The sequence below is a fragment of the Amycolatopsis sp. NPDC058340 genome (genome assembly GCF_042723975.1).
GTDB lineage: Bacteria > Actinomycetota > Actinomycetes > Mycobacteriales > Pseudonocardiaceae > Amycolatopsis.
In genome coordinates this window covers 503,601-517,335 of record NZ_JBHXIB010000001.1, presented here as the reverse complement: position 1 = coordinate 517,335, position 13,735 = coordinate 503,601, and the positions used below count along the sequence as shown (strand labels likewise).

The 13,735-nt window shown below is 69.7% G+C and carries 10 protein-coding genes; 2 read left to right on the top strand and 8 right to left on the bottom strand.

Annotated features, from left to right (window positions below; genetic code table 11):
• Positions 1-4: 4 nt before the first annotated feature.
• Together ACFWIW_RS02495 and ACFWIW_RS02490 are read left to right on the top strand one after the other, a co-directional pair.
• On the top strand, positions 5-631 hold the full coding sequence (locus tag ACFWIW_RS02495) for a response regulator transcription factor (protein WP_016330621.1): 627 nt from the start codon (positions 5-7) through the stop codon (positions 629-631).
• The gene (locus ACFWIW_RS02490) at positions 631-2,283 is read left to right on the top strand and encodes a hypothetical protein (protein ID WP_378366750.1); all 1,653 of its coding nucleotides are present in this window, start codon (positions 631-633) and stop codon (positions 2,281-2,283) included. The genes ACFWIW_RS02495 and ACFWIW_RS02490 overlap by 1 nt, the downstream gene beginning before the upstream one ends.
• Here the strand turns inward: ACFWIW_RS02490 and ACFWIW_RS02485 are convergent.
• From ACFWIW_RS02485 to cydB, 8 genes are all read right to left on the bottom strand, one after another.
• Positions 2,273-4,492: a hypothetical protein gene (locus ACFWIW_RS02485; protein WP_378366749.1), complete on the bottom strand. Its 2,220-nt coding sequence runs from the start codon at positions 4,490-4,492 to the stop codon at positions 2,273-2,275. The two genes, ACFWIW_RS02490 and ACFWIW_RS02485, sit on opposite strands and share 11 nt — an antisense overlap.
• 73 nt (positions 4,493-4,565) lie before the next feature.
• A complete protein-coding gene (locus ACFWIW_RS02480) occupies positions 4,566-5,816 on the bottom strand; it encodes a haloacid dehalogenase-like hydrolase (protein ID WP_378366748.1) in 1,251 nt (416 codons plus the stop codon).
• Positions 5,817-5,858: 42 nt separating this feature from the next.
• Complete coding sequence (locus tag ACFWIW_RS02475; protein ID WP_378366747.1) at positions 5,859-6,467, bottom strand: histidine phosphatase family protein; 609 nt, start codon at positions 6,465-6,467, stop codon at positions 5,859-5,861.
• 241 nt (positions 6,468-6,708) lie between these two features.
• A complete protein-coding gene (locus ACFWIW_RS02470; protein ID WP_378366746.1) occupies positions 6,709-7,329 on the bottom strand; it encodes a class F sortase in 621 nt (206 codons plus the stop codon).
• Positions 7,326-7,922, bottom strand: coding sequence for an excalibur calcium-binding domain-containing protein (locus ACFWIW_RS02465; protein WP_378366745.1), 597 nt, complete (start codon positions 7,920-7,922; stop codon positions 7,326-7,328). The genes ACFWIW_RS02470 and ACFWIW_RS02465 overlap by 4 nt, the downstream gene beginning before the upstream one ends.
• 117 nt (positions 7,923-8,039) lie before the next feature.
• On the bottom strand, positions 8,040-9,176 hold the full coding sequence (locus ACFWIW_RS02460) for a GAF domain-containing sensor histidine kinase (RefSeq protein ID WP_378366744.1): 1,137 nt from the start codon (positions 9,174-9,176) through the stop codon (positions 8,040-8,042).
• Between the two features lie 14 nt (positions 9,177-9,190).
• Positions 9,191-12,433 carry a thiol reductant ABC exporter subunit CydC gene (gene cydC / locus ACFWIW_RS02455; RefSeq protein ID WP_378366743.1) on the bottom strand — a complete coding sequence of 1,081 codons (3,243 nt, stop codon included), beginning with the start codon at positions 12,431-12,433 and terminating at the stop codon, positions 9,191-9,193.
• Complete coding sequence (gene cydB, locus ACFWIW_RS02450; protein WP_378366742.1) at positions 12,430-13,437, bottom strand: cytochrome d ubiquinol oxidase subunit II; 1,008 nt, start codon at positions 13,435-13,437, stop codon at positions 12,430-12,432. Before cydB ends, cydC begins: the two co-directional genes overlap by 4 nt.
• Positions 13,438-13,735 lie beyond the last annotated feature (298 nt).

Here is a 13,735-nt window from a genome sequence, read left to right as displayed (position 1 = left end):
GGGTATGCCGATCCAGGTGCTGCTCATCGACGACCACGAGGTGGTGCGGCGCGGTCTGCGTGACCTCCTCACCGACGAGCCCGACATCGAGGTCGTCGCCGAGGCGAGCGGGGTCGACGAGGCCCTCGCGGTGGCGATGCACGTCGAGCCGGACGTCGCCGTGGTCGACGTGCGGCTCGGCGACGGCGACGGCATCGCGCTCTGCCGCGAGCTGCGGTCGAAGCCGAACCCGCCGCAGTGCCTGATGCTGACCGCGTTCGACGACGAGGAGGCCATGGTCGGCGCGATCATGGCGGGCGCGGCCGGGTACCTGCTGAAACAGGTCCGCGGCCAGGACGTCGTCAACGCGGTCCGCGAGGTCGCGGCGGGCCGGTCGCTGCTCGACCCGTTGTCGACGGCGCGGGTGCTCGACAAGCTGCGGCATCCGCCCGAGGACGAACTCGGTTCCCTCACCGAACGCGAGCGCGAGGTGCTGGACCTGATCGGGCAGGGCATGTCCAACCGCGAGATCGCCGAGCGCCTGTTCCTCGCCGAGAAGACGGTGAAGAACTACGTGACGTCCGTGCTCGCGAAGCTGGGCATGCAGCGCCGCACGCAGGCCGCGGCGTGGATCGCGCGCCGGGACAGGTAGTGCGCGAAAAAGGCACCCCCCCCCCGTCGTTTTGGGCGAAGGTCCCGGTCGATCCCGAGTTCGACCAGTGGCTCACGGTCCGGTTCTCCCACCGCGTTCTGGTCGTCGTCCGCACCGTCACCACCCTGACGCGGCTGCTCGACGTCGTGTCGCTGCTGAAGGACGATCCGCGGGTCCAGATCGTGTTCACCCACAACGAGCGCGAACCGGCGATCCTGTCCTCCGGGGTCGGTGAGTTCCTCGCCTCGCTGGACGCGAAGGTCATCTCTTGGGAGCAGGCCGTCGAGACCCGGTTCGACCTGGCGATAGCCGCCAGCGAGAACGACGAACTCCACCGGGTGAAAGCGCCGGTCCTGCTCGTGCCGCACGGCATCGGACACCAGAAGCACTACCCGCACCAGACGGTCATTTCCGGGCTGAACCCGGCACGGCTGGTCCGGGACGGCCAGGTCGTCCCCAGCCGGATCGGCCTTTCGCACAGCAACCAGCTGCGTTATCTCCGGCGGAACTGTCCCCAAGCCGAACCGCACGCCGTCGTGGTGGGCGACCCCTGTCACGACCGGATGCTCGCCAGTCTCAATCGCGTGGCCCGCTATCGGCGCCTGCTCGACGTCCGTGACCGCAAGCACGTCGTACTGGCCTCCACCTGGGGGCCGGATTCCCTGCTGGGCACCGATCCGGGCCTGCCCGCGCGGCTGCTCACCGAGCTCCCCGTCGACGAGTACAAATTCAGCCTCGTCGTGCATCCGGGCGCTTGGGCCGCGCACAGTCCCTGGCAGATCCGCGCGTGGCTGTCGCGGGCGCTGCGAGCTGGGCTCGCCGTGATCCCGCCCCAACGCGGCTGGCAGGCGACCGTCGTCGCCGCGGATTGCCTGATCTCGGACGGCGGCTCCATCGCGCTGTACGCCGCCGCCGTGAAGATCCCGGTGCTGATCGGCAGCCGGGAACCCGCCACCGTGGTGCCGGACTCGCCGCTCGCGGAACTACTGGCCAGGGCCCCGCGGCTCGACCAGGAGGGTGAACTGCGCGAACAGGTCGACCAGGCGTGCGCCGCGGGACCGCTCACCGAGGTCGCGGCGCGAGCGGTCGAGTTCTCCGGCAAGTGCGCGGAGCTGCTCCGCCCCGTCCTCTACGAATTGATGGGTTTGGCGGAGCCGGACACCCGGGCGGTCTTCCTCCCCGTTCCCGACCCGGTGCCGGACGTCACGGAGCCCGCGACGTTCTCCGTCGAGGTCCGGCAGCACGGGGATCATCTGGCGGTCTCCCGGTTTCCCACCGAACAGGCCGGGCGGCCCGGCTCCTCCGATCGCCATGTCGTCGCCCACGAAGAACTGTCCACTTTGGACGAACTCGAAGGTGCCGCCGTGGTCTATTGCGAATTCACCGGCGAAGACGCCGAATTCGACGGCTGGGCAAGGGAAATCACCCGTCGCCGTCCCGATGCCGGGCTCATTGCCGGGATCGGCGCGGACCGGTGCCTGCTCTGGAGTGCCGGTGAACCGGTCGTCGAACTCGTCACGCGAGGTGAACCGCTGCCCGCGATTTCCGCCTATTACTGGCGCCGGAACCGAAATCTCCCGGCGGCCGGGTCGTTCCGCGTGCGAGAGGGCCAAAACACCCGGAACGTCGTCGCCTCGGTGCTCACCGGATGACCGGCGCCTGGGTGTAGATCTTGGCGTGCACCGCGTCGGCACGCGGATGCTTGACCGCTTGCAGCCGCTGCCAGACGCCGGACCAGTACTCGCGTGCCTTGGTGAAGTCTCCGCAGGACCAAGCGGCGTCCCCGAGTGCCTCGGCGATCTCCAGGTCGTACTGATCGCTCCCCGTCGGAGCCACCATGCGCCACACTTCCGGCAACAGGCCGAGCGCCTGCCGCGCGGCTTCCGCCGTACCCGATCGGCTCAGCGCCTTCGCCCGCACCAGCCAAACCTGGGCGAGGTCACGTTTGTTCGCGGGGTCCGTGTTCGACTCCGCCTCTTCCAGCAGCTGGAACGCGCCGGCCAGATCGCCGAGCAGCACCTGGACGTTGGCGAGCATCCTCGCGTGCAGCCCTTGCCCTCGGAAGGGAAGCCCGCCGAGTGTCCGGCTGATCTTCAGCGCCTCGAAGAAGCAAGCCGACGCCTCGGTGTACTGGCCTCGTTCCCGGTGGAAGAGCCCGCGGAACTCCCAAAGCGACGCCCGCAGCTGCCGATTCGTCTCGGTCTCGGGTGACTCGAGCCGTTGCAGCAGCCCACCCAGCTTGCCGAACTCCTTCTCCGCCCGCGGAAACTCCTGAAGCAACGAGTACAGCCGTGCCTGCTGCGCGATGGTCCTCAACTGGAGCGGAACGTCGCCGAGTGCTTCCGCGCTCTCGACTCCCTGCTCGTTGATCTCCGCGAGTTCGCGCAGGTGCCCCCGGTGCAATCCGACGATTTCCAGGGCGCCGCAGATCTGCGTCAGCTCGCGATGGAGCCCGGCGTCGTGAGCCGGTTCCGCCAGCGCGCGGTAGACCGGGATTTCGGCGACCAGCAGGTCGATGGCGTCTTGTCCGGGAGCCAGCGCCAAGGGCTCGGCGTCCGACGGCAGGGTCTGGTCGTACAGCCTCAGCCGCCGGTCGCCCATCTTCCAGTGATCCGCCTGCACCGCCCGGGTGCGGTGGAATCGCACGAACCGCGGGAATTCTTCGCCGTCCGGCCCGAGACCCGCGCGAGTGAGCGCCTGCTTCGCTTGTTTGGTCAGCCGAAGCCGCTTGCCGGGCTCCTCGGTCACGAAGAAGACGGACTGGAGATGCACCAATCCGTCGAGGACTTCGAAGGGTTCGCAACCGGCGACGGCGGCAGCCGCCTCGTGTGTGAAGCTCGGCCCCGGAATTCCGCTCAGCGCCCGGCAAAGATCCCGTTCACGCCGCGGAAGCCCGGCGAGGACCCGGTCGAAGGCGGCGCTCACGGGGCCGAGGGCACGCCCGCTGCTCAGCTCCTTCGCGAGGAGTTTGAGCGGCTGGGCCGCCAAGGCCGCCCGCTGCCTCGCGGCGATGGCGGCGGCGACCACCGTCGCCGGGAAACGGTCACATTCGGCGAGGACTTCGAGCGCGCCTTCGGGATCGGCGGCGAGCAAGTCGGTCCCCGCGATCGCTTCGAAGAGCATCCGATCCGCTCCCTCTTCGAGCCTGCTGAGGGGAACGTGCCGGGGATACTGCGTGACGAGCTCGTCGGACGGCCCTTCCGTCAACGCGAGCACCAGGCTCATCGGCGCCGGGGGCACCAGGGCCTGGAGGTCCCGGACGTTCTCGACCGAGTCGAAGACCAGAAGCAGGCGCAACGGCCCGAGGATGTCGTTGTACTGGGTCTTCAGTTCGCCGGCACCCGGCGTGATGAGTTTCGGCTCCACGCCCAACGCCTGGAGCACGGCCTCACGGACCTGGCTGATCCTCAAGGGCGCGCCCGGGCCGTCGCGATGGTCCGCGAGGTCGATCAGCAGCGCGCCGTCGGGATACGCCCCACCGGAGCGCATCCCGTAGTGCTCGGCGAGCGTCGTCTTGCCGACCCCGGACGGACCCGAGAGCACCACGACACCTGTGCCGCCCAGCTGCCCCTGAGCGCCGACGCGGTCGAACAGGTTCGGTGACCGGGGCACGATCCGCGGCCGGTCGTGGCCCATCGCGAGCATGCTTCCGACCAGCTCGCGCAATTCCCCCGCCACGGCGGGATCCTCCGCGGCCAGGCGACGCACGGCGGCCTCGAGCGCGGCCGGGTCGGACCGCAGGCGTTTCTCGTCCCGCCGCCCCGACAGCTTCTTCCAGAGGTACTCGGCAACCTTGCCCCCACCGGTGAACACCAGCGCGACGGTCTGTTTGACGAGCTCCGCCTGAAACGGATCGGTCACCTGTAAACCCCCTCACAGCTGTATCCGACACGCTAGCAGCGCGGATCATGCGCGTCACTCACCGTGAACCCGCTCAGGGGTGCACAGTGTCGCGCTGATCAGGGATGACCGTGCCGTCGTTGCGCAGCACCGGACCGTGGGTGCCGTCGGCGTTTTCGTACGCCGTCGTCGAACACGGGTAGGTGCGGTTCAACGCCGGGAAGGGCTCGATGAACATCGGGTTCACCGCCCATTTCCCGTCCGCGTTGTCGTAGGCGCGGCACATGAGCTCGTCCTTGTTGCGGTTGAGCGTGACGCGGACTCCGGTGGCGTCGCGCAGCATCGTGACGTCGGTGGTCGCGTCGCCGCCGGCGAGCACCTGCCGCTTGTCCGCCGGCGCCGGTTCCATCGCCTTCGCGCCGCGGATCCCGAGGATGCGTTCGTTGATGTAGCAGCGTTTGCCGTCGATGTAGGTCATGATCTCGTCGGCGCCGTCGGCGTGCCCGCCGCAGCCTTCGAGGTGCCCGTTGATCCGGCCGTTCGTGGTCTGCGAGTAGATCCCGAGCGTGCGGCTCGGCGGGATGCCGACGGCGGAACCCCAGACGTCCGCGAATTCCTTGGGCGAGGCGGAAACGACCCAGGTCGAGAAGCCCGCCTTGTCCAGTGTCGCGATCAGGTCCTTGATCTCGGGGTAGTACCGGATCCACGCGACCTGGGTGCTCGAACCGACCTTCTGGGTCGCCCCGATCGGCGCCAGCAGCGCCGCGGCCCTCGCCTGCCGGGCGATCGCGCGGACCTCGTCCGGGCGGTATCCGGCGTTGATCTGCGCGACCCAGGCGTAGGCCGCCTCCATGTATCGCCGGTTGTACCCAGCGAAAACCTCTTCGCCGGTGGTCGTCTTCGCGCTCTTCCGCACCGAGAGGAGTTCGTCGGCGCAGGCGATGTTCTTGCTGGTCGGAAGCGGTTTCCCGGCCGGGGTGGCGGTGCCGCACGCCTTGCTCAGCGCGTTCGCGCCGGCGTCGGTCATGTAGCGGCTCGTGGTGCGCCAGTCCTTGTCGCGCGGCTGGAGGACCTTGTCGTGCCGGATCATCCAGAAGACGGTCTGGTCGGAGATGTCGTTCTTGATGACCGTGTTGTCCCAATCGAACACCGCGACCGGCCGTTCGCCGCGTTTCGTACCGCAGATGACCTGCTGGATCTTCGCCGCGTTGTCGCCGTACCAGTGGTCGGCCAGCCGCAGCTGCGGACACCTCGACCCGGTCGCAGCGGCGGCTGTGCCGGGCACAGCCACCGGTACGACCGCCACGGCGGCGGCAAGGGCCACGGCTCGCAGGAACCTCGGCATGTCATCTCCCCACATAGTCGTCGACAGTCCGGGGAGATCCTGTCATTCCCCGGCGAGCGTCACGACCTGCCGGTTGTGGAAGTAGTCGTCCTCACGCAGCACGGTGACGCTGCCGGGTGAACCGCGGAAGTCGACGTACCCGGCCGATTCGAGCGGCATCCGGATCCACGCGGCGATCACGAAGGTGAGCGCGCCACCGTGCGTGACGACGATCTGGTGCTCACAGCGGCTTTCGAGGATCGACTCCATGGCTGAGTAGACCCTCGCCGCCATCGCGCCTTTCGTTTCGGCGCCGGGGATCCCTTCGTCGTGCCCCAGGCGCTCGCCGACGGCGGGCGGCGGGATGAACCGGCTGTCCAGCCATGCCTGCGGTTTGCCGCCCGCTTCCCCGTACGACTTCTCGCGCAGCCGCCGGTCCAGCACCGGGGTCACGCCGAGCCGTTCGCCGATCAGCTCCGCGGTCCGCGCGGTGCGGCGCAGATCCGAGGCGTAGAGCTCCACCTCGTCCGGCACCTTCGCGCGCAGCGACTCGGCGATGGCGACGGCCGCGCGTTCACCCTCGGACGTGAGTTCGGCGTCGTACCAGCCGCCCACCAGGCGATCGACGTGGTGCGTGGCCTCCGGATGCGTGACGACGTAGACGGTGCGCATCCGGATAATCTATTGAGAGGTAAGGCGAACGTGGCGTGTGGCATGCCGGGGCCCGCCTGCGGGACCTGACATGCCCTCGCAACTGCCCACAAAGGACACCAAGTCGCCATTTGCGTCCGATTTGGGCGCTCTGCGCGGGGGGTCGTGAGTGGTAATGATCGTTCTAACCCTCTTTGCCACTCACGACCCGCAAGCCGGGTCCGGAACCCTGCCGTCTAGGCCGGTCATCTCATCCCGAGGTCTAAACGCGGGTCAGCTTCGCGTAGGCGATGACGTTGTCGAGGTAGTTGCCGGTCGAGGAGTCGAAATCGCCGCCGCAGGTGATCAGGCGCAGTTCGGGCCCGGCCGTGTCGCCGTAGACCTTCTCCGTGGGGAAGGACGCCTTCGGATGTCGCTCGACGGCGTACACGGTGAACACCGCGGTGGTCCCGTCCGCACGGTGGACGATGGCCTCGTCTCCGGGCTTCAGCTCCTTGAGCCGGACGAAAACGCCGGGCACCTTCTTGTAGTCGACGTGCCCGGCGAGGACAGCGGGCCCGATCTCGCCCGGTGCCGGGCCACCGGTGAACCAGCCGGTGGTGATCGCGTCGTGCGGCACCTCCAGGGTGCCGTCACCGGCGAGGCCGAGGTCGACGATCTCGCCGGTGCGGACCCCGATCGCCGGGATCTCGAGCCTCGCCGGTTTCGCGGGTGCGAGCGGAGGCGCTTCCGCGACCGAAGACACCGTGGAAGGCGGTGCGGTCGAGGCGACCTTGCCCGGCGGAGGGACGGTGCACGCGGTCAGCGCGGCCGCGAGCACCACCCCGATGAGCGTGCCGATGACCAGCGGAAACGGCCATCGGCGCCAGAAAGGCCGGATCATCGCTCCGCACGCCGCCGGAGGACAAGGGAGGCGCCAGCGGCCGAAACGGTCAGCAAAGCCGCGCCTGCCAGCGCGACCGCGGTGATCTCCAGGAACCCGCCGTTGGTCTCGACGGCGTCCCCACCGCCGGTCGCGACGCCACCTACGGGTTTGACCTTCACCTGGCCGGATTTCGCGGGCTCGCCGAACCGGGTTTCGCAGGCGTATCCGTCGTGGTCACCGTCGAGCTTGTGCGGGTCTCGCGGGTTCTTCTTGAGCTCGGCCTGCGCGGCGGCTTGCGAGGGGAAATCGGCGCAATCCTTGTCGGCGGATCGCGGCGCGGGAGTGGGCGTGATCGTTTTACTCGACGGCGGCGTTCCCCGCTTGGGCAGCTTTTCGCAAGCGATTCCGTCGCCGTCTTCGTCCAGGCGATGCGGATCGGATCGATCTTTGTCGAGTACGGCCTGCGCCTCTTCTTGATATTGGAAGTTCCCGCAGTCCAGGTCGGCGACAGCGGGGGCTTCCGCCAGCGCGAACGCGACGGAAGCTGGGCCGAACAAGGAGAATCCGGCAAGGAGGACAGCCGTGCCGAGGGCGCGACGAACCGAGGACATGAGGAGTCCTTTCGCTGGGAATCCGCGCTCGGGGCGCGTTCGATGCACTTAGAGTCGCGCTCCGGTCCCAGCTGTTACGGATTAATCGGAAAACTCGATCCGTTAATTTCACACGGTTCAGTCGAGCGGAACGTCGAAAGCGACCAAAGTCCCCAGACTCGGCGAAGAATTGATCGAAAAACGCCCGCCCGACGTAGTCGCGCGTTCGGCGAGATGACGGAGACCGCGTTTCGCGACCCCCTGCGGGACACCGGATCCGTTGTCCCGCACGCGGAGTTTGACGCCTTCCGCGTCGCGGCTGAGTGTCACGCGGGTCTCGCTCGCCCCGGAGTGTCTGACCACATTGGACAGTGCTTCGCGCAGGGCGGCGCGGATGTGATCCGCCTGTTCGGCGGGGATGTCGGCGAGTTCGCCCGACAGTTCGAGGGTCGGCGGGTAACCGAGCAGTTCGCCGGCGATGCGCACCTCGCCCCGCGCGGACTCGGCGAGGTCGGTGGCGGTGACGGTCTGGTTCGCGGGTTCCGGGCTGCGCAGGGCGCGCACGGTGCCGCGGATCTCTTCGATGGTCTGGTCGAGCTGGTCGATCGCCTCGGACAGCCGCGCGCCGTCGGCCTGCGCGAACCGTTTCCGCATGTTCTTGCGGACGCGGTCGAGCTGCATCCCGGCGCCGTAGAGACGCTGCACGATGACGTCGTGCAGTTCGCGCGCGATGCGTTCACGCTCTTGGTAGAGGGTCACGCGGTGCCGGGCGTTGGCGCCCTCCGCCAGCGCGAGCACCACGCCCGCCTGCGCGGCGAACGCGGTGAGCACCTCGACCGTGCTGGCGGAGAACGGTTCCCCGCCGTGGCGGCGGTACACGGTGAGCGCGCCGAGGACACGCCCGCCCGCGCCGAACGCCGAAGCGGCGAAAGGCCCGAAGCCCTGTAGCTCCGGCGGCACGAACGGCGCCGTGCGGGGATCGACGGTGAAATCCTCGCTGACCACCGGCTTCCCGCCGCGGGCGACCTGGCCCGCCGCGGAATCCGCGGAGAAGGCCAGCCCTCGGAGGCCTTGGGTGTTCGCCCCGTGCGCGGCCTCGGCGACCACCTGGCCGTCGTCCGCGCGCACCATGACGAGACCGAGGTCGGCCTCCGCCAGTTCGACGGCGCGGGCGACCACGGTCTCCAGCACGTCACCCGGGTCGTCACCGGACAGGGCGGTGCCGGTGATCTCGGTGGCGGCGGACAATGCGCGCGCGGCAAGCGTGGGATCCATGAGCGCTATCGACATTAGTCGGCTCCGGCCAGTGCGCGCGCTGTGACGCGGCCCTCCCGCACCTCCAGGATCACGTCCGCTTCCTCGGCTTCGGCGGCGTGGTGCGTGACGTGCACGACGGTTTTCCCGGCGAGCGCCTCGCCGAGCCGTTCGCGGACGGTGCGCGCGGTCGGCTCGTCGAGGTGGGCGGTGGGCTCGTCGAGAAGGACGAGATCGGCCTGCTCGGCACCGAGCACCGCCCTCGCCAGCGCGAGCCGCTGCGCCTGCCCGCCCGAAAGACCGGCACCGGCGCTGTCCAGCATCGTGGTGAGCTCGACGTCCTCCAGAACGGCCTCGTACAACGCTTTCCGCAGATCGGCCTCCGACGCCGTCGGTTTGGCGAGACGCAGGTTCTCGGCGACCGTGGTCGAGACGAGCATCGGTTCCTGCGGCGCCCAGGCGACGTTCTCGGGAACGGCGACGTCGCCCTTGCTCGGTTTGAGGAAACCGAGCAGGGCCGCGACGAGCGTCGACTTCCCGGCGCCGCTCGGGCCGACGACGGCGACGTGCGTCCCGGGCGCGATGTCGAGGTCGACGCCGGTGAGGACCGGATGTTCGGTGCCGGGCCAGCCGAGGTCGGCGTTCCGGATCCGCACCCCGCCGGTGCCAGGAACGACGCTTTCCTTGCGAAGAACGGCCCGTTCGTCGCACGCGGCGAGGCGCAGACGGGCCTGGCGCAGGGTGTCCCAGTGCTGCGCGGCGGGCGGAAGAAGGGAGAGGACCTCCGCCAGCGCGAGCGGCACCAGGGCGACCACGGGCGCGAGCACCGGGTTCAGCGCGCCGTCGGCGACGGCGCTCACGGCGAACCCGGTGCTCACGACGGTGGCGGTCCCCGTCGCCAGGATGATCAGGGCGTCGGCCGCGCCCGCGCCGAAGGCCTGCCGCCGGGCTTCGGCGGTCAGCGCGGCGTCGGTCGTGGCGATTCGGCGACGACGCTCTTTGTCGACCCCGTACGCGATCAGTTCGGCGGCGGCTTCGAACAGGCTCAGCACCTGCGCCGTCACCGAACGCCGTCCGGCGGCCAGCGCACTGGTCGCGCGGCGTTCGGCCCGGAGCGCGAGCAGCGGCGCGAACGCGCTCACCAGCACGGCCACCGCCAGTGCGAGCCCGGCTTCGGGCAGCACCGCGGCCTGGACCGCGACCGCGCCGACGGCCACCAGCGCGACCACGACCAGCGGCGTGATCACGCGCGGGAGCAGGTCACGCACGGTGTCGGTGTCGCCGACCAGCCGCCGCTGCTCTTCACCCGCCCGAAGCGCCCGCGCGGGCCCGAGCCGCACCAGCGACTCCCACAGCCGGACGCGCAGCCTTCCGGCGATCCGGAACGCGGCGTCGTGCGTGACCAGCCGTTCGACGTAACGCAGCCCCGCCCGGCCGAGGCCGAACGTCCGCACGCCGACGATCATCACCGTCAACGTCAGGATCGGCGGCTGTTGCGACGCCTTGGCGATCAGCCAGCCCGAAAGCGCGGTCAGCGCGACCCCGGCGAGCAACGCGGCGGCGCCGAGCAACGCGCCTCCGAAGAACCTGGCGGGCAGCAGTTCACGCCAAGGCAGCGGCCGGACTTCCCGGGACTCCTCGGCGGTTCCGGCTTCGACTCCCGTCGTGGTCGACATGTCGACACCGGAGCCGCGTTCGTGGGCGGCGATGATCGCGGCGGCACCGTTGTCGACGGCCTTGCGGACAGCGGCCATGACGCGCGCGGCGTTGACCTCGTCGAGATGGGCGGTGGGTTCGTCGAGCAACAGCAGCCACGCGCCCGACCGGACCCGCACCAGCGCCCGCGCCACCGCGACACGCTGCCGTTGTCCCTGCGACAGCTTCGAAACCGGGCGATCGGCCAGTCCGGTCAGCCCGAGTTCGCCGAGGATGTCCTCCGCGCCGACCTCGTCGAGGACCGTGCCTCCGCCGAAGACCGGTGACTGCGGCACCCAGGCGACGTTCTCGCGCCACCTCGTCAGATCGGCGTCGGCGAGGGCGGTGCCGCCGACGGTTATCGTCCCGTCGTGGGCCTGCACGAAGCCGAGCAACGCGGCGAGCGTCGTCGACTTGCCGCCGCCGCTGGGCGCGCGCAGCCAGGTGATCCCGCCGGGCCGGACGCCGAACGTCTCGCCGTCGGGCGCGAATCCGCCGCGCCTGGCGACCCGGAGACCATCGACGTGGACCTCGCCCTTGGCCGGTGTCGCGGAACCGTTGGGCGGCAAGGGTTCCGCGAGCACGTCCGCGACCCGGCGCACGGCCTCGACGCCGTCTTCGCTGGCATGGAACGCGGCGCCGACCGCGCGCAGGGGCTGGTAGCACTCCGGGACGAGGATCAGCACGCCGAGCCCGATGGCCAGCGACAGTTCGCCGGAGACGAGCCGGACCCCGATGACGACCGCGACGAGCGCGACCGAGAGCGTCGCGATCAGTTCGAGCGCGAACGCCGACGCGAAGGCCACCTTCAACGTCTTGAGCGTGGTGCGGCGATGACGTTCGGAAATCTTCCGTACCGTCTCGGCCTGCGCCCCCGCGCGGCGGAACGCGCTGAGAATCGGCAGCGCGCGAACGAGTTCCAGCAGATGTCCCGACAACCGTTGTTCGGCGTCGGCGGCTTCGGCGACCCGTTCGGCGGTGTGCTTGCCGATCAAAATGGCGAAAAGCGGCACCAGCGGCACGGTGATCGCGACGAGCAGGGCCGACGGCCAGTCGGCGAACAGGATCGCGACGCCGGCGGCGAGCGGCACGATCGCCGCGGTCACCAGGGCCGGGAGGTACTGGGTGAAGTAGGCGTCGAGCGCGTCGAGACCCTTGGTGGTCAACGACGTCAGCTCGCCGTGGCCGCGGCGCGCGATCCATTCCGGGCCGAGTTTCAAGGCGTGGTCGAGGGCTTTGGCGCGCAGCTCCTCCTTCGCGCGGGCCGCGGCGCGGACGGAGACGATCCGCACCGCCCAGCCGGTCAACGCGCGCCCTGCGACGAGCGCGAGCAGCACGGCCAGCTGGGCGGTGCGGTCCCCCGGTGTTCCGCGGACGACCGCGGAGAGGACGTCGGCCAGCAGGAACGCCTGTCCCACCAGCAGAAGCGCGTTGACGAAGGAGAGGAATCCACTGAGGATCAACGCTCGGCGCGCCGCACTCGAAAGCGGAGCCAGCGCGCCGAGCGGACCCTTCCCCGGTCGCGCTGGGTCCATTGTGGACTCCGTGGCGGAAAGGGTGTCGCGGCCGGGAAGTTCGGTCATGGTGCGTGTACCGGTGGGATGTGCCGGGTGCCGATGCGCTTGCGGAACACCCAGTACGTCCACCCCTGGTAGATCAGGACGGCCGGGGCGCCGAACAGCGCGACCCAGGTCATCACGGTCAGGGTGTACGGGCTCGACGCCTCGCCCGCGATCGTCAGCGTGTTGGCGGCGTCCAAAGTGGACGGAAGGACGTTCGGGTACAGCGCGACGAAGATCGCGACGGCGGACGCCGCGATCACTCCGCCGAGCGACGCGAACGCCTGGCCTTCGCGGCCCATTCGGAGCTTGAACCACGCGAGGACCGCCGCGATGACGGCGACGCCGATGAGCGCCAGCGTCCACAGGTCACCCGAGCGCAGTTGCACGACGATGAGGAACGCGAGCAGCGGCAGCAGGGCGACCGGCAGCAAGCGGGTCGCGAGGTTCCGCGCGCGGTGCCGGAGGTCGCCCTCGGTCTTGAGGGCGAGGAACGCGGCGCCGTGGACCAGCGAGAACCCGACGACCGCGATCGCGCCGAGCAGCGTTTCGAGGCTGAGGGCGGCGAACGGGCCGCCGACCCGGTTGCCGTCGGCGTCGAGCGGGAGACCGAGGACGGTGGTGGCGAGGAGCAGGCCCACGCCGAACGGCGGGATCCACGAGCCGATGCCGATGACGCGGTCCCAGTTGCGGCGCCAGCGATCGGAGTCGACCTTGCCGCGGTACTCGAACGCGACGCCGCGGCCGATGAGGGCGAGCAGGACCACCAGGAGCGGGAGGTACGCGGCCGAGAACAGCGACGCGTACCAGCCGGGGAACGCGGCGAACATCGCACCGCCCGCGACGATCAGCCAGACCTCGTTGCCGTCCCAGACCGGGCCGATCGTGTTGACCATGACGCGGCGTTCGGTGTTGTCCTTCGCGAGGACCGGCATGAGCATGCCGACGCCGAAGTCGAACCCTTCGAGGAAGAGGTAGCCGAGCCAGAACAGGGCGATGACGCAGAACCAGATCGTTTCGAGGGTCATCGGATGCTCACTTTCCTGGACCTGGGCTCTGGCTCTGGCTCGGGCTCTGGCTGAAGGACGCTTTCGCCGCATGCGACGCGGTGAAGGGAGCCTTCAGTGCGTGCGATGCGGTGAAGGGCCCCTTCAGGCCACTGCCGTCCGGTCGCCTGTCCCGACGCTTGCTCCGGCACGTGGCCCGGCTCTTGCTCCGGCACGTGGCCGCCGCCCCAAGGGTTGCGAAAGCCACTTTCGCAACCTTGAGCGTTTGGGAAATTGGGTTAGGAAACCCCCCCAACCCCCGGGTAGACCCCACACAAGG